Raw genomic sequence first — 22,689 nt, forward strand, 5'->3', positions numbered from 1 at the left:
TCTGAACGTCGTCTGAACGCCGGCCCGTCGCCGTGCTTTTCGACCCGGCCGGTACGCGCCGGTACGCGCCGGAGGCGTGCGGGAGCCGACCGCAATCATAGGCGCATCGCCTATGATTGCAAGAAGCTCCACGCCGCGCGGCCGAGGCTGCTTGCGGCTTCCAATGCGCTCCCCCAAGACTTAAGTCAACCGTCAGCCCGCGTGCCGCTCAATATCGCATTTCCGATGCCGCTTTCCTGGAGTTCCCCGGTGTCCAGTTCCTCCCCCGCCCCGCAAGCCGCGGGCATTGAAATTTTCGGCGCCGCGCCCGCCGCCGTCGCCGCCGAGCGCGAGCGCGCCCTCGCCTATCTGAAGGCGCTGGGCCTGGACGACGTGGTCGAGATCCAGGACGCGCGGACGAACGACGAATCGCTGGTCCGCCTGCGCCTGCGGCCCGACGTCGCCGCCGCCTGGACGCCCGGGTTCGACACCACGGGCCTGCGTCCCATCCTGGACCGGCGCCACCCGGCGGACCCCGGCCGCAACCTGGAACGCGAGATCGTCGTCGCCATGCTGGCGGCGCCGGTCGCCTTCCGCTATCCCAGCCACGACGAACTGGCGGCGGCCGTGCGCATCAAGCGCAACATCGTGCAGGCCGCCTTCAAGACCGAACTGGCCTTCGATACCGAGCAGGCCGAGCGGCCGGCGGACTATTGGACCTACGCCGAAGAGACCGGCTTCACCGTGCTGCCCGGCAAGCCGCTGATCGAGGCCTTGCGCAAGGCCTCGCAGCCGGAGGATTCGGGCAAGCTGTATTCCTTCTCCTGCTACCGCGCGACCGAGTACGTCACGCTGCTGGGCATCGCGCAGGAACTGGCCGACGGCAACCCGGCCCTGCTGGCGCAACTGCAGAAGCGCTGGGAAACGCGCGCCATCATGTCCGGCCTGTTCCACGACGTCTTCCTGCGCGAGTACGGGTCGATGGAAAACCCGCTACCGCCGAAGTACTACGTGCCGGGCGACCGCCTGTGGTTTCGCAATCCCGACGAGCGCTCGGCCGACGCCGAGGGCTTCGAGGGATCGTGGGTGTTCTACCTGGGCGGCGGCCTGTTCAACAACTTCTGGAAGCACGAGCAGCCCTTCACGCTGACGACGAAGTGCGTGGAGATCTACCACTGGCGCGACGGCGTGTACGTGGACGACGCGGGCAAGACGCGGCTGGACGAGAGCATCGTGGAAGACAAGGTCCGCGCCTCGCTGGCCGACCCGGCCGAGGTCGAGCGCATCCTCACGCTGATGGTGCGGCTGCGCGAACCGCGCGGCGTCTATGTCGACGGCGGCTGCATCGACACGACGCGCGAATGCGTGCGCTGGGTGTGCCCGGGCACGGCGGACCTGGTCATTCCGGCGGCGTGATCGCCGGACCTGCCGTCCCTTACTGCGCCTGCAACGCCTTCAGCATGCGGCTGCCGGGACGGCCGTCCTGCGGCAGGCCCAGCCGGGCCTGCTCGGCCGACACCGCCTCGCGCGTCTTGCTGCCCGGAATGCCGTCCGGCGTGCCCACGTCGTAGCCGCGGGCCGCCAGCAACTGCTGCAGCAGCTTGATCTGCGCCCGCGACAGGCCGGGATCGTCGGTCGGCCACGGCGTCGCCAGCGGCCCGTCGCCCTTCAGGCGATTGGTCAACAGGCTGACCGCCAGCGCATACTTGCGCGCCTGGTTGTAATGCAGGATGGCGTCGAAGTTGTTCGTCGCGAGGAACACCGGGCCGCGCGCGCCGGTGGGCGCGAACACGTAGGCCGGTATCGCCGCCCAGGGCGTACCGCCGGGCGCGCCGATGCTGCTCAGGGGCTTGCCGTCGGCAAGCGTGACGCCGGCCGTCGACCATTGCGCCAGGGTGCGCCGGTCCTGCGGATCCATGATCTCGGCATCGGGCGCTTGCGGCAAGGCCGACGCGATGGCGCCGGGCAGCTTCACCTCGACCACGGGCGGCAAGCCGCGCGTCCACCTGGCCTTGCGCTTGAGCAGATGATTGGCGGTGGAGGCCAGGGCATCGGGCAGGGAGTTGTAGAGATCGATGCGGCCATCGCCGTCGCCATCGGCCGCCAGTTCGTAGAACGAGGTCGGGATGAATTGCGTCATCCCGAAAGCGCCGCTCCAGGAGCCGACGAAGTTCTCGCGCTGCACCACGCCGTCGCGCAGCAGGCGCACCGAGGCGTAGGCGTTCTTGATCCACAAGGGTTTCTGCTCGACGCAGGCGCGCGTCAGCCAGGCATTGAGCACGTCGACCTTGCCGAACTGCGAGCCGTAATTGGTCTCGATGCCGAAGATGGCGACCAGGGGTTCGCTGTCGATCTGGTAGGTCTGGTCGATGTTGGCAAGCTGCTGCGCGTACTTGCGCAGCACCGCCTGGCCGTCGGCCACCCGCTGGTCGTCGACGGTCTTGGCGATGTAGTCCCACCAGTATTCCTTGCTCTCCGGCTGCGCCTTGGCGGCCGACACGGTGGCCGCGAGCAGCTTGGAGCCCTGGGTGTAGCGGTCGAAATCGGCGACGCTGATGCCGTTGGCCGGCGCGTCCTTGCGCAGCCTGGCCAGGCAGGCGGCGGGATCGCGGTCCTGTTCGGCCGCCGGCTGCGCGGCTGGCGACGCCGGCGCGGGCGCATCGGTCTGCGCCAGGGCGGAACCGGAGACCGCCAGTCCGGCGCCCAGGCCGGCCAGGGCCAGCAAGCGGGACCATTGCAAAGAGAACGAATGACGGGACGAAGGCGTAGCAGCGGGCATGAAGATCCAGGCGTACTCGTTGGGTGGCCCCTATGGTACCAAGCTACCCAGGCCACGCGCCGGCGGTCTTACCTGGCCCGCAGGCGTTCGAGCAGGGCCATGGCCGCGGCGGGCGCTTTTTCCTTGGCGCCGTTGATGAAATAGAGATAGACGTCGCGCCGCCCGGCGCCGTGCGCGCCCGATGCCGCGGCCGGCGCGCGCGCCATCTCCACGCCGGGCAGCTTTTCCGGCACGCCGCCCGCCGCCCACGCGCGGGCGCGCTCCGCCCAGGCGTCCAGTTCGCGCGGGGGATAGCCGGCGCGCAAACGCTCGTTGGCGCACATGAGGCGGGCGTAGACGAAATCCGCCGTCAGGTCGGGCAGCGAGGGAAAGGCCGGGTTGTCCGTGTAGACCGTGGCCACCTTGTGCTTGCGCGCCAGCGCCAGATAGGCGGGATCGTCGAAGCTGCCGTGGCGGACCTCCAGGGCATGGCGCAGCCGCACGCCGTCCTGCCGGGCCGGCAGCAGGTCGAGAAAGCCCGCCAGGTCCTCGGCGTCGAACGTCTTGCCCGGCGCGAATTGCCACAGGATGGGCCCCAGTTTCGCGCCGAGTTCGGTGATGCCGCTTTCGAGGAAACGGCGGATCGACTCCGCGCCCTCGGCCAACACGCGGCGGTGCGTGGCGTAGCGGGACGCCTTCAAGGTGAAGACGAATCCGTCCGGCGTCGCATCGCGCCAGCGCGCGAACGAGCTGGCTTTCTGCGTGCCGTAATACGTGCTGTTGATTTCGATGGCGGTGACGTGGGCGCTGGCGTATTCGAGCTCGCGGCTCTGCGGCACGCCGGCGGGGTAAAAGACGCCTCGCCACGGCGCGTAGCTCCAGCCGCCTATGCCGACGCGTATGCCGTCGCCGGCGCCTGCCTTATCGGCGGCCGGGCCTGCCTTGGAGGTTTTCTTCGCGCCGGACGTCGTCGTTCGAGTCATTCGATCAAGGCCCCCAGGACCAGGACCGCCAGGACGATCCAGAAGATGAAGCCGAGCAGCGATCGCCTGACCAGGGCGCCGATCGCCGCCCACAGCAACAGCAGCCCGAGTATGAGCAAGGCGAAATTGAACAGGGTCGGGTTCATGCCCAAGGCCCGGGCCAGGCCGGCGGAAAACTCGCCGATGGCGTGGCCGAAGCCGCCCAGGACATACTTCAGGGCGCTGACGATGGACCGGATGACCTCGCCGAGGGTATTGCCCAGGGACGTAAAGAAGCTGTCGGATTGCATGTATCTCACGCGACGCGGTTCAGGTCCGTACTGCTCAGCAGGAAACATGCCCGCCAGGGCCGCCGCCGGGAACGGGCCGGCCGTGGCCGGCGCGGCCCGCCCGCGCTAACATGCGGGCCTGTCTCTGCGCCCCCTTCCCGGCGCAGGCAAGGATACCCGCCGGATGGACGAAATCGAACTCAACGACGGCACCGCCGATCGCTTTCTGCTGGACGCGCCCGGCTTGTCGCTGGTGGTCTTTCATAGCCGCACCTGCGCCAACTGCAAGCTGGCGCGCGAGCAATTGCCCAGGATGGACCTCCAGGTCCAGCGCCTGTGCTGGATAGACGCCGGCGACAACGGCGGCCTGGTGCAGCGCTACGAGGTCTTCCACCTGCCGGCCATGTTCGTGGTGCGCGACGGCGTCTTCTACGGCGCGGTGCAGGCCTCGCTGCAAATGTGGGACATCCGCCGCCAGATCGCCCTGGCGCTGGACAGCTACCCGGCCACCCTGCCGTAGCAAGCCCGCCGCGCCGGTCAGTTCACCGTCGCGCCCGTCTGCTTCACCACCCTGCCCCATTTCGCGGATTCGCTTTCCAGCAGTTGCCCGAACTGCCGCGAGGTATCCAGGCTGAGGGTCAGGCCCGCGGTGGCCAGCGCCTTGCGCGCATCCTCGGCCTGCATGACCTGGCCGGTGGCGTCGTGCAGGCGCTCGATCACCGCCGGCGGCGTGCCCGCGGGCGCCAACAGGCCCAGCCAGATGGTGGCCTCGTAGCCCTTCACGCCCGCTTCGTCCAGGGTCGGCACGTCGGGCAGGTCCGGCGAGCGTTGCGTGGTGGTGACCGCCAGCGCGCGCAGGCGTCCGGCGCGTATCTGCGGCAAGGCGGCGGTGACGCCCAGGAAGCCCATGGCAACCTGGCCGCTCATGATGTCCGCCAGCGCCTGGCCGCTGCCGCGGTACGGGACGTGCATCAACTGCACGTCCGCCATGCTGGCGAACAGCGCCGCGGCCAGGTGCTGGCTACTGCCGTTGCCGGAGGATGCATAGTCCAGCCGCCCCGGCCTGGCCTTGGCCAGCGCGATCAACTCGCCGACGCTCCTGGCCGGCACCTTTTGCGGATTGGTCACCAGCACGTAGGGGCTGTCCACCAGCTTCGTGATGGGCGCGAAGCTCTTGATGGGATCGTAGGGCAGTTTCTTGTACAGCCAGGGCGCGATGACGTGGGTGGTGGACACCAGCGCCAGCGTGTAGCCGTCGGGCGGCGATTTGGCGACGTAGTCCGTGCCTATCGTCGACCCGGCGCCCACGCGGTTCTCGACCACCACCGGCTGGCCCAGCGCGGCGCCCAGTTTCTCGCCCAGCAGGCGCGCCACCACGTCGGTGAAGCCGCCCGGCGCGAACGGCACGATCAGGCGGATGGGTGCGCTGGGATAGGGACCGGATTGCGCGGCTCCCTGGGCGCGGGCGGGGCCCGCCGGCAACGCTCCGCAGACCGCGAGGACGGCAAGGGCGCACACGGCGCGTCCGGTACAGGCCCGCCACCGGCGGACGGCGCGCGCAAGCGCGCCTGCAAGGCAATGTCGCATCATCGTCTCCTCGTTTTCTTGCCCGGACGCCCGTGTCGGTGCCCGGGCGCGGCCCGGTGGTCCGGGCTCGCCCCTTGGGTCGCTACTCCCTGCTTGCTTTCGCCCTGCTCCCGGCCTCAGCGATAGACCGGGTCCGGCTGCGTATAGAACGCATGCAGGATGTGGTAGACCATGTGGTAGTTCTTCTGCTGGAAACTGGCGTGCGAGATGCCCTGCATGACTGTGAATTGCTTGAAAGCATTGGGCAGCCGGGCGAAGAAGGCCGCCAGGTCCTCGAACGAGGCGATGCCGTCGTATTCACCGCGCATGACGATGACTGGCAGGTCGATTTTCTCCGGATCGACCAGCGGCAGTTTCGAGCACATGTCGACGTAGGTGCCGGTGGGCATGGAGTTGTCCAGCGACAGGATGGCGTCGGCGAAGGCGGACACGGTGGCCTCGTCGGCGCAGCCGGGATGGTCGCGCGAAAAGATGCTCTGCACGAAGGCGCGGTCGATGGGCCGGCGATTGTTGGCGATGAAATCGGGCAGGCGCTGCTTGCGCTGCGCCAGCGTGGGGCTGCCCTCCCCGGTCCAGACGAAGGCATCGAGCGCCAGGCGCGCGACGCGTTCCGGATGCTGCTGCGCGAACAGCGCCGCCTTCAGCGCGCCGGAGGAAATCCCGTACATCAGCAGGCGCGGGTCCTTCGCCCGCGCCAGGACGTAGGCGCTGCCGGCGGCCAGGTCGAGCGCGCCGTTGGCGATGTCGGCGTTGATCGGCCGGTGCTTGCTGGAGCGGCCATAGCCTTCGTTGTCCATGCACCAGGTGTCGAAGCCGCGCGCGGCGAACCAGTCCATGGCCGAGGAATCGGGCCGGCCGGGCACGCTGAGATCGAACGTCGGCTGCGACGCCATGGAGGATCCATGCACGAAGAAGATCGTGCCGGCGTGCGGCACGCCGGCGGCGGCGGGTTTGTGCCAGAGAAACAGGTCGACGTCGTCGCGCCGGGTCCAATGTTCCTCGCCGCCATGCCAGGTGACGGCGCCGGTGCCGCCCAGGGTGTCGCGCGCGGGTGCTGCTGGTGACATGAATCGGCCTCCTGCCGTCTGCGTGGGAGCTTGCGATGTTGAGCGCCCGGCGGCGGCGATTCAATGCCGATCGATGAACAGACTGTTCACGCACGGGCCGGCAAATAAATGGGCGCCGGGAAATAGGCACCGGGCAGGCCGGGAGAGGTTGCGCGGCGATCGCGCGCCGGCCCGGGCGGCATTCGATCCCGACGCCGTTCAGCCCGGATGCCGTTCAATCCCAATACGGGCGATCGCCGAATTGCGCCACCAGGAAGTCGACGAACAGCTTGGTGCAGTGCGCCATGGTCGGGTTGGGCAGGTAGGCGGCGTAGAGCGTGCGCTCCGGCAGGCGATAGTCCGGCAGCACGCGCCGCAGCCTGCCGTCGCGCAAGGCCTCGCCGGCCGCGAAGGTCGGCGCTACCGCGATGCCCAGGTCTGCCAGCGCGGCCTCCACCACGGCGTCGGCGCTGTTGGCCCTGAAATTCCCCTTCGGCTTGACCGCGCACTCGCCCTCGGGCCCCTGGAAGCGCCATTCCCCGCGCGCGTCGGCGAAATAGACCAGGCAATTGTGCGCCGCCAGGTCCGCCGGCGTGCGCGGCGCGGGATGGCGCGCCAGGTAGGCCGGGCTGGCGCAGGCCACCATGCGCATCGGCGCCAGCCGCCGGGCGACCAGCGAGAGCAGCACCGGTTCGTCGGCCTGGCGGATGACGACGTCGGCGCCGCCGGTGACGAGGTCGGGAAACTGCTGGCTCAGGTCGACGTCGATCGACACCTCGGGATAGCGCGCCAGGAAACGCGCGACAACCGGCAGCAGATGGCGCCGCCCGAACGCCATGGCGGAACTGATGCGGATGCGGCCGCCGGGCGCGCTGCGGAATTGCTCGATCTCGTGGCGGGCGTCCTCCGCGTGGGCGATCAACTGGCGGCAGCGCTCGTGAAACAGCTCGCCGGCCGGGGTCAGCCCGAGCTTGCGGGTCGTGCGGTGCAACAGCCTGACGCCCAGCGACTGCTCCAGGTCGGCCACGTGCTTGCTCGCCAGCGCCTTGGAGATGCCCAGTTTCTCCGCCGCCCGGGAAAAACTCTTGGTGTCGGCGATGGCCGAAAACGTCAGGAATTCGTTCAAATCGAGCATAGGGTCCACGCTCAGGCCCGGTTTCGCGGCCATATTAGCGCAGCGCCGGCGCGGCGGCGCGCCCAGGGAGGATGAGGCCCCCTGGGCGCGGCACGCCTATATAGACCGGGGACTGGGTAACGCCCGTGCGGGGCCTGCCTGGCGGAACGGGCCCAAGACTTGCGGCGCGGCGGCATCCCGCGGCCCCGGGCCGTGGACCGAAACCGAGGAAAACGGAGCGATGTCCCCTACTTCCCCCATGGATCGTCCCTCTCCCGCCGGCCATCCCCCGCCGGCCCCCGCGTCCGGCGAGACAGGCACCGGCCCGGCGCCGGGCAGCATCACCAGCGATATCCCCGCCCGCCTCGACCGCCTGCCCTGGTCGGGCTGGCATTGGCGCGTCACCATCGCGCTGGGCGTGGCCTGGGTGCTGGACGGCCTGGAAGTGACGCTGGTCGGCTCCATCGGCGGCGTGCTGGAACGCGCCGACACGCTGGCGCTGTCGGCCACCCAGGTCGGCTGGGCCGGCTCGCTGTATATCGCCGGCGCGGTGGTGGGCGCCCTGGGGTTCGGGCGGCTGGCCGACCGGCTGGGCCGCAAGACGCTGTTCATGATGACGCTGGCCATCTATATGGCGGCGACGCTGGCGACGGCGTTTTCACCGGATTTCCTCTTTTTCGCCGTCTGCCGTTTCGCCACCGGCCTGGGCATCGGCGGCGAGTACGCCGCCATCAATTCCGCCATCGACGAGCTGATCCCGGCCCGCGTGCGCGGCCGCGTCAACCTGGCCATCAACGGCAGTTTCTGGCTGGGCGCCGCGCTGGGCGCCGGCCTCAGCCTGCTGCTGCTGGATCCCCGCGTCCTGGGCCCCGAACTGGGCTGGCGCGCGGGCTTCGGCCTGGGCGCGGTGCTCGCCCTGGCCATCCTGCTGGTCAGGCGCGACGTGCCGGAAAGCCCGCGCTGGCTGCTTTCGCATGGCCGCGGCGAGGAAGCCCACCGCATCATCGACGCCATCGAGGCGCGCGTCCGGGCCCAGCATGGCGAGCTGCCGCCGGCGCAAGGCAGCATCACCTTCCGCCGCCGCGCCGGCGGCGGCCTGCGCGAGGTCGCGCGCGTCCTGCTGCAGCGGTATCGCCGCCGCAGCGCGGTGGCGCTGGCGCTGATGGTGTCGCAGGCCTTCTTCTACAACGCCATCTTCTTCACCTACGCGCTGGCCTTGACCCGCTATATGGGCGTGTCCGAGGAAAGGGTGGCGCTGTACGTGTTTCCCTTCGCGCTGGGCAACGTGCTGGGCCCGCTGGTGCTGGGCCCCCTGTTCGACCGGGTGGGACGGCGGCGCATGATCGCGGCGACCTACGCCTGTTCGGGCGTGGCGCTGGCGATCACCGCCTGGGTGTTCGTGCGCGGCTGGCTGGGCGCCGATGGCCTGGCGCTGTGCTGGTCGGCGGTGTTCTTCCTGGCCTCGGCGGCCGCCAGCTCGGCCTACCTGACCGTCAGCGAGGTCTTTCCGCTGGAAACGCGCGCGCTGGCGATCTCGATTTTCTATGCCGTGGGCACGGGCGTCGGCGGGGTGATCGGGCCGGCCCTGTTCGGCCACCTGATCGAAAGCGGCAGCCGGGCGGACCTGGCGGCCGGCTACCTGGCCGCCGCCGTGCTGGTCATCGGCGCGGGCTTGCTGGCCTTGCGCCACGGGGTGGATGCGGAGCGCAAGCCCCTGGAGGAGATCGCCACCCCGCTGGGCGCGGAATAGCAAGGCGGGGCATGGCCTCGGGCCAGGCAAGGGGTAGCTTCCAGGGGTAGCGTCCTTATGGGCGTTATTGTCAAGTTGCGACGACTTGTACGCCCCGGAGCCCCGGGAAGCGGACCTTGGTCTATGATCGAGTTTCGTGTTGTCTACGCAAGCCGAGGTATGCATGAACTGGAAGTTCGCCGCCGTTTTCCTTCTCGTCGGGCTCACCGCCTGCGCCCACAACGACAATATCGCGTCGACCAGCGGGTCGGCCTCCAGCGCCAGTAGCCCCAGTAGCCCGAGTGGCGGCAGCGCCGCGCCCGACAGCGGCAGCTATGGGAGCGGCAGCGCCTACAGCGGCGGCAGCTATGGCGGCTCCGCCACCGGCGGCGCGGCCGCCAATTGCGACGCCCAGCCGGTGCAGAACCTGATCGGCAAGACGCTCACCAACGAAACGACGGAACAGGCGCGCACGGGATCGAATTCGGCCAAGGTGCGGGTGCTCAAGCCCGGCCAGGTCATGACCATGGAATACGACCCTACCCGCATCAACCTGATCACCGACAAGAACAACGCGCTGACCGCCCTGCGCTGCGGCTGATCCTTCCCCTTCGACGAGTCTCGGGCGCCGCGCCCCGCGCGGCCCGTGCCTGCGCGCGCCCGGGACGCGTCGGCCTGCCTTGCTTCATGGCCGGGAGGCAAGCCGGCGACCGGCCAGCGGCCGCAATAACCGGAGCGCCACGCGAGTGGGCGCGGCGCACAATGGAGAACTATGTTTCTCCAACCGTCCGCCCCCATGTCTCTCCCTCCGCCTTCCCTCCCCGCCCCCGTCGCCGAACGTCTGGCCCGCCTGGATGACGCGATGCTGGCGCGCGAGCTCGACGCGCGCGGCTGCGCGATCGTCGACGGCCTGCTGCCGCGCGCGGACTGCGATGCGCTGAGCGCCGCCTACGACGACGGCGGCGCGCCCGGCCAGCCGCGCTATCGCAGCCGCATCGTCATGCAGCGGCACGGGTTCGGGCGCGGGGAATACCAGTACTTCGCCTATCCGCTGCCGGACCTGGTGGCGGCGCTGCGCCACGCGCTCTATCCACGTCTGGCGCGGATCGCCAATGCCTGGAGCGCCCGCCTGGGCACCGACCTGCGCTACCCGGCCGCCCACGCCGATTTCCTGCGCGCCTGCCATGCCGCGGGCCAGACCCGGCCGACGCCGCTGATCCTGCGCTACGACGTCGGCGACTACAACTGCCTGCACCAGGATCTCTACGGCGAGCACGTCTTTCCCTTGCAGGTGGCGATACTGCTGTCCGAACCGGGCCGCGATTTCGAAGGCGGCGAGTTCGTGCTGACCGAACAGCGGCCGCGCCAGCAGTCCCGCGTGGAAGTCGTCGACCTGCGCCAGGGCGACGCGGTGGTGTTCGCCGTCAACGAACGCCCCATGCCAGGCGCGCGCGGCGACTACCGCGTGAAGCTTCGCCACGGCGTCAGCCGGCTGCGGGCGGGACGGCGGCATACGCTGGGCATCATTTTCCACGACGCCGCCTGAAGGCCCGGACGGGCGAGGCCTCAGCTCACGGCGCCATGCCGCCGCGCGCCAGACGTTCCGCCGCGGCGATGGCCTGGGCCAGGAAGGGCGAGGCGTCGCCGCGCCGCCAGCTCAGGATCACCGGCGAGGTGAAAGCCACCGTCCCCGCGGCGATGGGAAGGCTGCGCAGGTCCGCGCGCAGCGAACGCTGCACGCTGGCCGGCACGACCGTCACGCCCAGGCCGGCGGAAACCAGGCCCAGCGCCGTTTGCAGCTCGTTGGCTTCCTGCACGACCACGGGCTGGCGGCCGGCGGCGCGGAACAGGCCCATCACGTGATCGCCGTAGTTGGGCCGCGGCCGCGCGGGATAGAGCACGAAAGGCTGGGCCGCCAGCTCGGCCACCGTCAGCCGCTTGCGCGCGGCCAGGGGATGCGCGGGCGGCAGCACGGCCACCAGCGGCTCGTCCATCAAGACGCGGCGCTCGATGGCCGGGTCGTCGAAGGGAATGCGGCCGATGCCCAGGTCGATGCGGCCGCTCTTCAAGGCCTCGATCTGCGGCAGCGTGGTCATTTCGCTCAGGCCCACGTCGACCCGCGCGTCGGCCTGGCGCAGATGGCGTATCAGTTCTGGCACGAAGCCGGACAGCGTGGACGGCACGAAACCGATGCCGAACCAACGCACGGCGTGCGCGCCCAGGCGCCGCGTGCCGACGACGATTTCCTCCAACCGCGCGTTCAGTTGCAGCGATTGCTCGTAGAAGAAACGCCCCGCCTCGGTCAGCTTCAGCCCGCGCGCGCCACGCTCGACCAGGCACACGCCCAGCTCCTCTTCCAGTTGGCGGATCTGGCGCGACAGCGGCGGCTGGGCGATGTGCAGGGCGGCGGCGGCCCGCGTGAAACTGCCCTCGCGCGCCAGCGCCTGGAAATAGCGCAGGTGCCTGAGCTCCATCCCTATACCTCAAAAGTATGACTGCCAACCAATATAGTCTTGGACGCCTCTCTTTTCCAGGGCAATACTGCGCCTATTCGCCATTACCCTCGTTTCAGGTATGTCCACTCCCCACATCGCGTCGATCGAGACCCTCCTGGTCGATCTGCCCACCATCCGCGCCCATCAACTGGCCATGACCGTCATGCAGAAGCAGACCCTGGTCATCGTGCGCCTGCGCGCCAGCGACGGCATCGAAGGCCTGGGCGAGGCCACGACCATCGGCGGCCTGGCCTACGGCGAGGAAAGCCCGGAAGGCATGAAGCTGGCCATCGACGCCTATCTGGCCCCGGCCCTGGTCGGCCAGGACGCCGGCAACGTCAACGCCGCCATGCGCCGCCTGGACAAGGTCGCGCGCGGCAACCGCTGCGCCAAGTCCGCGCTGGAGACCGCCCTGCTCGACGCCCAGGGCAAGCGCCTGGGCGTGCCGGTGTCGGCCCTGCTGGGCGGCGCGGTGCGCGACGCCCTGCCGGTGCTGTGGACGCTGGCCAGCGGCGATACGGCGCGCGATATCGACGAGGCGGAATCGCTGCTGGCCGCCGGCCGGCACGACACCTTCAAGCTGAAAGTGGGCCGCCGCGCCATCGCCGACGACGTGCGCCACGTCGCGCGCATCAAGACCGCGCTGGGCGAGCGCGCGCGCGTCACGGTGGACGTGAACCAGGCCTGGAACGAAGCCGACGCGGCCGGCGCCATCGCGCGCCTGGAAGCGGCCGGCGTGGACCTGATCGAACAGCCCATCGCCCGCGAGAACCGCGCCGGCATGGCGCGCCTGGCCGCGCGCTTCGTCGTCCCCATCATGGCCGACGAAGCCGTCGCCACGCCCGAGGACGCGCTGGAGCTGGCCCGCCTGGGCGCGGCCGACGTGCTGGCCCTGAAGATCGCCAAGTCGGGCGGCCTGCACGGCGTCATGCGCTGCGCCGCCGTCGGCGACGCGGCCGGCATGGCCCTGTACGGCGGCACCATGCTGGAAGGCTCCATCGGATCGGTGGCCTCCGCGCATGGCTTTCGCGCGCTGCCCACCATGGCCTGGGGCACCGAGCTCTTCGGGCCCCTGCTGCTGAAGGACGACATCGTCGCCAACCCGCCGCGCTATGAGAATTTCTCGATGCACGTGCCGGCGGGACCGGGCCTGGGACTGACGCTGGACGAGGACAAGCTGGCGTTCTACCGCAGAAAGGAATAAGGCGAAGCAGGCGGAAAGACAGGCCCGCCGCTTCCCGCCGATCACCCCCCGCTTTATCGAATCCCCGGGCGCCGTCGTCCGGCACAAAAAACAAAGACACTGGAGACTTCCATGCGTATTACCCGAGTCCTCGCGCGCGCCATGCTGGCCGCCGGCTTCCTCCTGGGCGCGGCCGGCGCCCACGCCGCGGGCTATCCCGAACGCCCGGTCAAGTGGGTGGTCCCCTTCCCGCCGGGCGGCGCCATGGACGCCATCGCGCGCACCCTGGCCGAGTCCATGGGCCGCAAGCTGGGCACCTCGTTCATCGTCGAAAACCGCCCCGGCGCGGGCGGCAACATCGGCGCGTCGACGGTGGCGCGCTCGGCGCCCGACGGCTACACCATCATGATCGCGGCCAACGGCATGGCGGTGAATCCGGCGCTGTACCACGACATGAACTACGACCCGCAGAAGGACTTCGCGCCGATTTCCCTGCTGGCCATCGTGCCCAACGTGCTGGTGACCAATCCGCAGCGCAACGACGTGCACAGCGTGGCCGAGGTCATCGCGCAAGCCAAGGCCAAGCCGGGCCGCTACACCTACGCCTCGGCCGGCGTGGGCACCTCCATCCACCTGGCGGGCGAACTGTTCGCCTCGATGGCGCACGTCGACATGCTGCACGTCCCCTACAAGGGCAGCGGCCCCGCCATGGCCGATCTGCTGGGCGGCCAGGTCGACTATATGTTCGACAGCATCACCTCGGCCAAGCCGCACATCATGGCCGGCAAGCTGCGTGCGCTGGCGGTCACCACGTCCAAGCGCTCCGCGGCGCTGCCCGACGTGCCGACGGTGGCCGAGGCCGGCCTGCCCGGCTACGAGTTGCTGCCGTGGTTCGGCGCCTTCGCGCCTGCGGGCACGCCGCCGGAAATCGTGCAGAAGCTCAATGCGTCGATGCGCGAGGCGATGGCCGATCCCAAGGTCAAGGACACGCTGGACTCCATCGGCGCCGAGCCGGTCGGCAGCAGCCCGGAAGAACTGCGCGCGCACCTGGCCAAGGAAACCGCGCAATGGGCCGTGCTGGTGAAGGAACGGGGCATCAAGATCCAGTAGGACCGGCGGCGCGGTAAGGCGGGACGTCGGCCTGGAAGAACTCGATGAAGGCGCGCAGCGCCGGACGCATCTGCCTGCGCGAAGGATAGTAGATGTAGAAGCCGTCGAACGACGGGCACCAATCCTGCATCACGGCGACCAGGCGCCCCGCCTTCAAGTCGTCGGCGATGAGCTGCTCGAACAGGAAAGCCAGCCCCAGGCCGTCCAGCGCGGCCTGCCGCATCAGGGCCTGCTGCGGCAAGATAAGGTTGCCTTGCACCTCCACGTTGAGGGCCTTGCCGTCCTTCTGCAATTCCCAGCGATAGACCCGGCCGCTGCTGAAACGCCGCCGGATGCAGTTGTGGCCGGCCAGGTCGGCGGGCTCGCGCGGCGCCGGATGCCTGGCGAAATACGCCGGCGTGCCGACGATGAGGCTGCGCCGGGGACCGCTGGCGCGCACCGCGATCATGTCGGCCTCCAGGCTCTCGCCCAGCCGCACGCCCGCGTCGCAGCCGCTCTTGACGATGTCCTCGAAACTGTCGTCCGCGCGGATGTCGAGTTCGATCCCGGGATAACGGGCGCAGAATTCCGGCAGGCGCCGTACGATCAGGTCTTCCACCACCGCCAGCGCCATGGTGACGCGCAAGGGGCCGGACGGCGCGTGGCCCTCCTCCGCCGCCTCGCACAGCCCCGCGGCGATATCGGCGAAAGGCCCGGCGACCCGGGCCAGCAGGCGGGCGCCTTCCTCGGTGGGCCGCGTCGAACGGGTCGTGCGCGCCAGCAGGCGCACGCCCAGGCTTTGCTCCAGCGTCGAGACGGCATGGCTCACGGCCGACGGCGCGATGCCGAAGCGTTCGGCCGCGCGGCGGAAGCTGCCCAGTTCCGCCACGCCGGCGAACACCATGAGCTGGGTGATCTGCGTCCGGTTCATCGTTCTTTCCCCATTGTTCTATCTATTAGATCAAGGCAATCTCAATTACCCGGATTATCGAATCAATCGTAAGTTCTTACCATGTTGTCTTTGCCGCGCACTTCGAGGAGCAAGACGATGCAACACCGCAAACTCGCACAATTCCAGGTCTCCGCCATCGGCCTGGGCTGCATGGGGCTGAGCCATGCCTACGGCGCGCAGGACGAATCGGCGTCCCTGGCGACCCTGGCCCGGGCGCTGGACCTGGGCGTGAATTTCTTCGACACCGCCGAAGCCTACGGTCCCCTGCACAATGAAACCCTGCTGGGCAAGGCGTTCAAGGGCAAGCGCGACCAGGTGGTGATCGCGACCAAGTTCGGCTTCACCTTCCACCCGGACCGGATGGACTCCTCCGCCATCAAGGGCACGGACGGCAGTCCGGCCAACGCGCGCGCGGTGGCCGAGGCTTCCCTGCGGCGGCTGCAGACCGACGCGATCGACCTGTATTACCTGCACCGCGTCGACCCCGCGGTGCCCATCGAGGAAACGGTGGGCGCGATGGCCAGGCTGGTCGAGGAAGGCAAGGTGCGGGCCCTGGGCCTGTCCGAGGTATCGGCCGAGACGCTGCGTCGCGCCCACGCGGTGCACCCCATCGCCGCGCTGCAAAGCGAATATTCGCTCTGGACCCGCGACGTGGAGAACAACGGCGTGCTGGCCGCGTGCCGGGACCTGGGCATCGCGTTCGTTCCGTTCAGCCCCTTGGGCCGCGGTTTCCTGACGGGGAAGCTGGCGCCGGTCGCGGACCTGTCCGAGGGCGACTTCCGCCGCGGCCTGCCCCGCTTCCAGCCCGAGCACGCGGAAGCCAATCGCAAGCTGGTGAAGGTCATCGAGGACATGGCGGCGGCCAAGGGGGTCAGCGCCGCGCAGGTCGCCCTGGCCTGGGTGCTGGCCCAAGGCCAGGACATCGTTCCCATCCCGGGCGCCAAGCGCATCCCGCACCTGGAACAGAACGTCGCCGCGACGGAAGTCCGGCTCGACGCCGCCGACCTCGCCCGGCTGGCCGAGACTTTCGCGCCGGCGAACATCTCCGGCAGCCGCTATCCGGCGGCCTTGGCGGCCATGGCGCAGAGGTAAGGTCCGGCGAAGGGCCGGCGCGGGATACCGCCGCAGCGCCGAACCCTTTCCAGGGTTCGGCGCCTTCGCGCCGGCGGACGCGCCTGGATCGGGAAAGCCCTAGGATGGTCTTTCCCGTTCTGATCTGTAGAATATCGTTCTGCTGGACGCACCCTCATGCGTCGTCCGCCCGAAATGGCGGCATCCATGGGGCGACATCGCGCCAGCTCGCCCGGGAGTCCGCTGCCCACGCCAAGGAAACGATGTGAACGATCGAGGCAAAGGCGCGCATCTGCGCGCCAATGGCATCCGCCAGCATTATCTGCATTGGGCCGGCCCCGGTCCCGCCGTGCTCATTATCCCGGGCATCGTCAGTCCGGCCATCCTGTGGCGCCACGTCGGGGAATGGCTCTCGGACGACCACGAGTGCTACGTCCTGGACGTGCGGGGCCGCGGACTGTCCGAGGCCGGTCCGCACCTGGACTACGGCGTCGGCGCCTGCGCCCGGGACGCGATCGCCTTCGTCGAAGCGGCGCGGATGGAAAAGCCCATCGTGGTGGGCCATTCCATGGGCGGCCGCATCGCGCTGCGCGCGGCCGCGCTGGCGCCGGACGCATTCGGCGCGCTCGTCCTGGTCGATCCCCCCACCAGCGGTCCGGGCCGCAGGGCCTACCCGGTGCCCAAGGCGAGAACCCTGGGACTGCTGCGGGCGGCCCAGCGAGGCGAAGCGCTGGAAGCGATGCGGCAAAGCGGCGCCGCGCCGTGGCCGGACGAACTGCAACAACTGCGCGCCGAGTGGCTGTCCACCTGCGACGAACGCGCGGTGCACGTGGCCTATGACGACTTTCATGGCGAAGACATCTTCGCCGACCTCGCGCTCGCGCGCGCGCCGCTTTCCCTGCTCTGCGCGGGCATGGGCGGCGTCGTCGCGGACGCCGACGTCGCGGAGATGCGCCGCCTGCGCGACGATCTGTCCGTCACGCGCCTGCCCGATGCCGGCCACCAGATGCAGGCCGAGAATTTCGCGGCATTCAAACCCGCGTTGGGCGCCATCCTTGCCCGACATCGCCAGACCCTAGCGAGGACGCCCAATTGAAAGTCGACGCCGAAATACTGGACCTGTTCACGAAGGAACTGGCGCTATGCGGCGTCAAGCCCGGCGAAACCATCGTCGTCTTGACCGCCGACGACGAATGGCAGGAGAACGCCGCGGCCTTCATGGCGGCGGCCCAGGGCCTGGGGGCGGCGTCCTTCAACCTGAACGTGCGCCGCGGCCAGCAGAATGCCGTCGGCGTGCAGGGACGCCATCCCCTGGTCGGCAACGAACTCGCCATGCGCACGCTGAAGTCGGCGGATATGGTCATCGACATGGTGGGCCTGCTGTTCTCGCGCGAACAGGCGGAGATCCAGGCCGCCGGCGTCCGCATCCTGCGCGTGATGGAGCCTTTCCACGTGCTGAAGCAGATGTTCCCCACGGAGGACCTGAAGCGCCGCGTCGAATACGCCAAGGGCTTGCTGGAAAAGGCCAGTGAATTGCGCTTCACGTCCGAGGCCGGCACCGACGTCACGTACCGGCTGGGCCAGTATCCCGTGATCTCGGAATACGGCTACACCCATGAGCCCGGCCGCTGGGACCACTTTCCTTCCGGCTTTTCCTTCACGCAGGGCAACGACGGCGGCGTCAACGGCACCGTCGTATTGCAGCCGGGCGACATTCTCTGCGCCTTCAAGAAGTATGTCGAATCGCCGGTGACCTTGAAAATCAAGGATGGGAATGTCGTCGACATTGCCGGCAGCGGCGTCGACGCGCATCTCATCGACAGCTACATCAAGAGCTTCGATGACGACAGGGCCTATGCCATTTCCCACATAGGATGGGGGCTCAACGAAAAGGCGCGGTGGTACCAGTTCTCGGTTTCCCGCCAACTGCCGGCCGAGCACGTGATGAATGCCCTGTCGTTCTACGGCAACGTGCTTTTTTCCCTGGGCCCCAACCTGGAGGTGGGCGGAGACAACGACACGGCGTGCCACCTGGACCTGCCCATGCGCCGATGCAGCCTCTGGCTGGACGGCACGCAGATCCTGGAGCACGGCGAAGTGGTCCATCCAGAAATGCGCGTGCACCGGCACGCCTGAGCCCCGCACGGAGCCCCGCACGACTCGCCGCGCCGCCTGGCCGCCCCTTCGGCGTCATGCCGCCGAGCGGGTCTTCTCGTGCCAGCGATCGAACGCCGAGGTATCGCCGCCCAGGCGGCGCGAGAGGTCGGCGGCCGCCACCAACAGGCGCGCCGACATCGACGGCAGCAGCTCGGCGGAAAACCGCGCCGCCGGCCCGGAAAGCGCCACCGCGCCGCGCAGGTTCTTCTGCGGGCCGAAGACCGGCGCGGCGATGGCGGCGATGTCCGGCTCGCGCTCCCCGACCGTAATGATGTAGGGCTGCTCCGGCGCCCGGGACGCGGGCGTTATCGTCTGGTCGAACGCGGTCAGCACCCGGCCGGCCGCGCCCTTGTCGAGCGGCACCAGGTCCCCGGTCCGGATATGGTCGCGGATCGAGCGCGGCGAATCGACGCGGAAGAGGCAGACCCGATGGTTGCCTTCGCGCGTGAAAAACGAAGCGCCCTCTTCCGTCTCCTGCACCAGCCGGCGAAGAATCGGCGGCACGTGGTCGTCCAGGCGCAAGGCCGACTGGTAAAGGCCGCCCCAGTGCAGGAGCATCGAACCGAGCTGATAGGTCCCGTCGTCCAGGCGCACGATGCAGTGCTCCTGCACCAATGAAGACAAGAGCCGGAGGATGGTGCTCTTGTACATCCTGGTTCTTCGCGCGATCTCGTTGAGCGACAGGGAACTGTCGCCCGCGCGGAAGGCGTTCAGTATCGCGATCGCCCGCTCCACCGCCGCAACGCCACCCGCCTTCGTGTCGCTTTCCGCTTCTTCCGACATTTATTGGCTCGATCTAGTGCATGTCCTAGTTGACATTGTAGCGTACCGTTCTGCAGAATAAGGTTCTTCTAGACAGAACGTGCTCCATAGCACGCCAGTGTCTCGCCGCGTTGTTCCTCGTTGTTCCGATAACTTTCCAAGGGGTACCGACCATGCTTAACGACAGTTGGAAAAAGCGCCTTGCGATGCTGGCCTGTGGACTTTTCATGGCCGGCGCCGCCCACGCGGAAACATTCCCGAGCCGGCCCATCACGATCGTCGCGCCCTATCCTCCCGGCGGGGCGACCGACCTGTACGCGCGCTCCGTCGCCGCCGGCCTGGACGCGCTGGGCCAGTCCGTCATCGTCGACAACCGGGCCGGCGCCTCGGGCATCATCGGCGCGGACTATGTGTCCCGCGCGGCGCCCGACGGCTACACCATGCTCATCGGCGCGTCGTCCATGTTCTCCGTGCTGCCCCTGCTCAGCAAACGCATGGACGCCGTCTATCAACGGATCGAACCCATCTCCATCCTCGGCTTCAATCCTTCCTACGTGGTGGTGCCGGCGACCCTGCCGGTCGACACCATCCAGGAACTGGTGGCCTTCCTGAAGCAGCACCCCGGCAAGTACGGCTACGGCTCCGCCGGCGCCGGCACCTCGCAGCACGTGTTCATGGAGCTTTTCAAGCAGCGCGCCGGCGTCGATCTCTTCCCCGTGCAATACAAGGGAAGCTCGCCCATGGTGGTGGACCTGATCGCGGGGCGCGTGACCATGGCGATCGAACAGGGCCCCGCCGTCCTGTCGTACATCAAGTCGGGCAAGCTGAAGGCGCTTGCCGTCACGACGGCGAAACGGTCCGAAGCCTTGCCGAACGTCCCCACCCTGGCGGAAACCATCCTGCCGGGTTTCGAGGCCGTCACGTGGTTCGCGCTGTACGCGCCCAAGGGCGTTCCGCAAAACGTCCTGGACAAGGTGGTGCCGCAGATCGCCAGGACGATGGCGTCGAAGGAAGTGAAGGAACGCCTGGGCGCGGTCGGCGTCGAAGCCGCGTCCAGCACGCCCCAGGAAGTGGTGAAGCGGCAGGCGGCCGAGACCGCGCTGTGGAAGGACGTGATCGCGCGCTCGAAGATTTCGCTGGAAGACTGAGAGCGGGACCGCCATGCATTCCACGCCTCCGTTTTCCCTCGGCGCCGAGCCGCGCGCGGACTATCTTGAAAAGGTCACGGGCACGGCGCTCTATGCCAGCGACATCGCGGTGCCGGGCATGCTGCACGGGAAGATCCTGCGCAGCACGGTGCCGCATGCGCGCATCGCGAAGCTGGACGTGAGCGCGGCCCTCGCCGTCCCGGGCGTGGTGGCCATCCTCACCGGCGACGACCTCAAGGACCTGCCCGGCGCCGAGATCCGCTGGGGGCTGTCGCTGCGCGACCGCCCGGTCATCGCGCTGGAAAAAGTGCGCTACGTCGGCGACCCCGTCGCGGCGGTGGCCGCGGTCGACGAGGCGGCCGCGGAGGAAGCGGTCGACGCCATCGCCGTGACCTACGAGACGCTGCCGCACGCGACGACCGCGCGCGAAGCCCTGGCGCCGGGCGCGGCGCTGATCCACGAGGACATGGAGGTGCTGAAGGATTATTACTTCAGGGGGCATTGCACGCCGGTCGCGGGCACCAACCAGTTCCAGCAGTGGTCCTACGAAAGCGGCGACGTGGACGCCGTCTTCCGGAGCGGCGCGCGCACGTTCGAGGACACCTTCACCTTCCCCATGGTCTTTCACTACGCCATGGAGCCGCACGTCTGCATCGCGCACTGGCAACCGCATTCGCTGGAGCTGTGGAGCGGCGGCCAGACGCCCACCGCGATCCAGCGCGTCTGCTCGGAAATCCTGGGCCTCCCGCTGGCCTGCGTGCGGGTGCACTCGCCCTACGTCGGCGGCGGGTTCGGCGGCAAGGCATCGGTGAAGATCGATCCGCTGGTGGCGGCGCTGTCCTGGAAGGCGCGCGCGCCTGTCCGCGTCTGCCTGACCATTTCCGAATCGATGCTCACCTGCCGGCGCCTGGATGCGGAAGTCACGCTGAAGACCGCGGTGGACGCCAACGGCAGGATCGTCGCGAAGGCGGTCCGCGCGGTGGTCAACGGCGGCGCCTACGCGGACACCGGCCCGGCCATCGCCGTGAAGGCCGCGATCCGGGCCATCGGGCCCTACCACATCCCCAACCTGCGGCTGGAGGCGGTCGGCGTCTATACGAACACGGTGCCGGGCGCGGCGTTCCGGTCCATCGGCGGGCCGCAGGCCGTGTGGGCCACCGAATCGCAGATGGACATCATGGCCGACGCCCTGGGGCATGACCCGGTCGCGTTCAGGATGCTCAACATGGCGGAGAAAGGCCAGACGCTGAAGCACGACCTCCGGCCGCTCGACGTCGACATGCGGCGGTCGCTGCGCGCCGCCGTCGACACGCTCGAACGCCTGCCGCAACCGCGGCACGCGGGGCGCCGGGGGATGGGGGTGGCCGTGGGAGCGACGGACCCCGGCATCATGCCCATCGGCGGCGCCATCGTCCGCCTGCGCGCGGACGGGTCGGTCAACGTTTCCGCCAACACGGTGGAAATCGGCCAGGGCAGCCGCGGCGTGCTGCGCATCGTCGCCGCCAGAACGCTGAACCAGCCCTTGAAAATGATCGCCGTGGCGCAGCCCGACACCCTGCAGGCGCCCTATGACTGGGGGACGGGCGCCAGCCGTTCCACCGTCATCATCGGCCTGGCCGTGCAGATGGCCTGCGAGGACATCGTGCGGCAGGTGGGCGAGATCGCCGCCGAGGTGCTGGGCGGCGGCGCCGGCGACTACCGCCTGGTCGAAGGCGCCGTCGAAGGGCCGGAAGGCGCCATCGCGCTGATGGAGCTGCTGCGCCGCTTCAACGGCATGGCCGCGGGCGAGTTCCTGGGCGTGGGACGCGTCAACCCGAACACCCGGGATGGCGGCTTCAAGCTGCAGCCGCTGTTCTGGGAAACGGGCGCCGGCGCGTTCGAGATCGCCCTGGACGAAGGCACGGGCGCCATCCGGGTATTGCGGGCGAGCGGCGCCGCCGACCTGGGGTACGTCGTGAATCCGAAGGCGGCGGAAGGACAGGACGAAGGCGCCATGGTGATGGGGCTCGGCCACACGCTGTCCGAGGAGTACGTCTACACGGACGGCCAGGTCGTCAACGGCACGCTGTTCGACTACAAGGTTCCGACGATGGAGGAAGTCCCGGAGCAGGTGGGGACCACCTTGATCGAAAGCGGCGACGGGCCCGGTCCCTTCGGCGCGCGCGGCGGCGGCGAAGGGGCGATCCTGCCCGTGGCGCCGGCGGTCGCCAATGCGCTGTTCCAGGGATGGGGCATCCGGTTGAAGGAATTGCCGCTGACGCCGGAACGCGTGTGGCGGGCGCTGAAAGAAAAGGAATCCATCGAAGAAAAAACCACCGACGAATAACTCCCACGAATAACACCGACGAATAATACGGACGCTGATAC

The 22,689-nt window shown here is 69.0% G+C and carries 21 protein-coding genes; 12 read left to right on the forward strand and 9 right to left on the reverse strand.

Annotation, left to right across the window (positions count from 1 at the left end):
- Positions 1–225 precede the first annotated feature (225 nt).
- Positions 226–1,395 carry a hypothetical protein gene (locus CAL29_RS17200; RefSeq protein ID WP_179284086.1) on the forward strand — a complete coding sequence of 390 codons (1,170 nt, stop codon included), beginning with the start codon at positions 226–228 and terminating at the stop codon, positions 1,393–1,395.
- A gap of 19 nt (positions 1,396–1,414) precedes the next feature.
- Here CAL29_RS17200 and CAL29_RS17205 read toward each other — a convergent pair whose 3' ends face one another.
- From CAL29_RS17205 to CAL29_RS17215, 3 genes are all read right to left on the reverse strand, one after another.
- Positions 1,415–2,758, reverse strand: coding sequence for a lytic murein transglycosylase (locus CAL29_RS17205; protein ID WP_094854307.1), 1,344 nt, complete (start codon positions 2,756–2,758; stop codon positions 1,415–1,417).
- A gap of 68 nt (positions 2,759–2,826) precedes the next feature.
- A complete protein-coding gene (locus tag CAL29_RS17210) occupies positions 2,827–3,720 on the reverse strand; it encodes a DUF72 domain-containing protein (protein WP_094854308.1) in 894 nt (297 codons plus the stop codon).
- Positions 3,717–4,010 (reverse strand): hypothetical protein, encoded by a 294-nt coding sequence (locus tag CAL29_RS17215; protein ID WP_094854309.1) that lies wholly within the window; start codon positions 4,008–4,010, stop codon positions 3,717–3,719. Before CAL29_RS17215 ends, CAL29_RS17210 begins: the two co-directional genes overlap by 4 nt.
- A gap of 163 nt (positions 4,011–4,173) precedes the next feature.
- Between CAL29_RS17215 and CAL29_RS17220 the strand changes: the two genes are divergently transcribed.
- Positions 4,174–4,509, forward strand: coding sequence for a thioredoxin family protein (locus CAL29_RS17220; protein WP_094854310.1), 336 nt, complete (start codon positions 4,174–4,176; stop codon positions 4,507–4,509).
- Between the two features lie 17 nt (positions 4,510–4,526).
- Here CAL29_RS17220 and CAL29_RS17225 read toward each other — a convergent pair whose 3' ends face one another.
- From CAL29_RS17225 to CAL29_RS17235, 3 genes are all read right to left on the reverse strand, one after another.
- On the reverse strand, positions 4,527–5,507 hold the full coding sequence (locus tag CAL29_RS17225; protein ID WP_256977536.1) for a tripartite tricarboxylate transporter substrate binding protein: 981 nt from the start codon (positions 5,505–5,507) through the stop codon (positions 4,527–4,529).
- 185 nt (positions 5,508–5,692) lie between these two features.
- Positions 5,693–6,643 (reverse strand): alpha/beta hydrolase, encoded by a 951-nt coding sequence (locus tag CAL29_RS17230; protein WP_094854312.1) that lies wholly within the window; start codon positions 6,641–6,643, stop codon positions 5,693–5,695.
- A 214-nt stretch (positions 6,644–6,857) separates the two neighbouring features.
- Positions 6,858–7,757, reverse strand: a complete 900-nt coding sequence (locus CAL29_RS17235; protein WP_179284087.1) for a LysR family transcriptional regulator — start codon at positions 7,755–7,757, stop codon at positions 6,858–6,860.
- Positions 7,758–7,977: 220 nt separating this feature from the next.
- On the opposite strand from CAL29_RS17235, the gene CAL29_RS17240 reads away from it, so the two are divergent.
- The 3 genes from CAL29_RS17240 (at position 7,978) to CAL29_RS17250 (ending at position 11,011) form a co-directional block, all read left to right on the forward strand.
- A complete protein-coding gene (locus CAL29_RS17240; protein WP_256977537.1) occupies positions 7,978–9,486 on the forward strand; it encodes an MFS transporter in 1,509 nt (502 codons plus the stop codon).
- Between the two features lie 163 nt (positions 9,487–9,649).
- The gene (locus CAL29_RS17245; protein ID WP_094854315.1) at positions 9,650–10,066 is read left to right on the forward strand and encodes an I78 family peptidase inhibitor; all 417 of its coding nucleotides are present in this window, start codon (positions 9,650–9,652) and stop codon (positions 10,064–10,066) included.
- A 261-nt stretch (positions 10,067–10,327) separates the two neighbouring features.
- A complete protein-coding gene (locus CAL29_RS17250; RefSeq protein WP_373559824.1) occupies positions 10,328–11,011 on the forward strand; it encodes a 2OG-Fe(II) oxygenase in 684 nt (227 codons plus the stop codon).
- Between the two features lie 25 nt (positions 11,012–11,036).
- Here CAL29_RS17250 and CAL29_RS17255 read toward each other — a convergent pair whose 3' ends face one another.
- Entirely contained in the window at positions 11,037–11,939 is a 903-nt protein-coding gene (locus CAL29_RS17255) for a LysR family transcriptional regulator (protein ID WP_094854317.1), read from the reverse strand.
- A 100-nt stretch (positions 11,940–12,039) separates the two neighbouring features.
- On the opposite strand from CAL29_RS17255, the gene CAL29_RS17260 reads away from it, so the two are divergent.
- A complete protein-coding gene (locus tag CAL29_RS17260) occupies positions 12,040–13,164 on the forward strand; it encodes a muconate/chloromuconate family cycloisomerase (RefSeq protein WP_094854318.1) in 1,125 nt (374 codons plus the stop codon).
- Between the two features lie 111 nt (positions 13,165–13,275).
- Complete coding sequence (locus CAL29_RS17265; protein ID WP_094854319.1) at positions 13,276–14,253, forward strand: tripartite tricarboxylate transporter substrate binding protein; 978 nt, start codon at positions 13,276–13,278, stop codon at positions 14,251–14,253.
- Here the strand turns inward: CAL29_RS17265 and CAL29_RS17270 are convergent.
- Positions 14,240–15,163 (reverse strand): LysR family transcriptional regulator, encoded by a 924-nt coding sequence (locus tag CAL29_RS17270; protein WP_094854320.1) that lies wholly within the window; start codon positions 15,161–15,163, stop codon positions 14,240–14,242. The genes CAL29_RS17265 and CAL29_RS17270 overlap by 14 nt on opposite strands.
- A 117-nt stretch (positions 15,164–15,280) precedes the next feature.
- Between CAL29_RS17270 and CAL29_RS17275 the strand changes: the two genes are divergently transcribed.
- The 3 genes from CAL29_RS17275 (at position 15,281) to CAL29_RS17285 (ending at position 18,391) form a co-directional block, all read left to right on the forward strand.
- Complete coding sequence (locus tag CAL29_RS17275) at positions 15,281–16,276, forward strand: aldo/keto reductase (RefSeq protein WP_094854321.1); 996 nt, start codon at positions 15,281–15,283, stop codon at positions 16,274–16,276.
- Positions 16,277–16,520: 244 nt separating this feature from the next.
- Positions 16,521–17,351, forward strand: a complete 831-nt coding sequence (locus CAL29_RS17280) for an alpha/beta fold hydrolase (protein ID WP_094854322.1) — start codon at positions 16,521–16,523, stop codon at positions 17,349–17,351.
- The gene (locus CAL29_RS17285) at positions 17,348–18,391 is read left to right on the forward strand and encodes a leucyl aminopeptidase (RefSeq protein ID WP_094854323.1); all 1,044 of its coding nucleotides are present in this window, start codon (positions 17,348–17,350) and stop codon (positions 18,389–18,391) included. The genes CAL29_RS17280 and CAL29_RS17285 overlap by 4 nt, the downstream gene beginning before the upstream one ends.
- A gap of 54 nt (positions 18,392–18,445) precedes the next feature.
- On the opposite strand, the gene CAL29_RS17290 is transcribed toward CAL29_RS17285, so the two are convergent.
- Positions 18,446–19,195 carry an IclR family transcriptional regulator gene (locus CAL29_RS17290; protein ID WP_094854324.1) on the reverse strand — a complete coding sequence of 250 codons (750 nt, stop codon included), beginning with the start codon at positions 19,193–19,195 and terminating at the stop codon, positions 18,446–18,448.
- 152 nt (positions 19,196–19,347) lie between these two features.
- Here CAL29_RS17290 and CAL29_RS17295 point away from each other — a divergent pair, with 152 nt between their 5' ends.
- Entirely contained in the window at positions 19,348–20,322 is a 975-nt protein-coding gene (locus tag CAL29_RS17295; protein WP_094854325.1) for a Bug family tripartite tricarboxylate transporter substrate binding protein, read from the forward strand.
- A gap of 13 nt (positions 20,323–20,335) precedes the next feature.
- A complete protein-coding gene (locus CAL29_RS17300; RefSeq protein WP_094854326.1) occupies positions 20,336–22,648 on the forward strand; it encodes a xanthine dehydrogenase family protein molybdopterin-binding subunit in 2,313 nt (770 codons plus the stop codon).
- The last annotated feature ends 41 nt before the right edge of the window (positions 22,649–22,689 follow it).

This window comes from Bordetella genomosp. 10 (assembly GCF_002261225.1).
In the GTDB taxonomy this organism is placed as follows: domain Bacteria; phylum Pseudomonadota; class Gammaproteobacteria; order Burkholderiales; family Burkholderiaceae_B; genus Bordetella_C.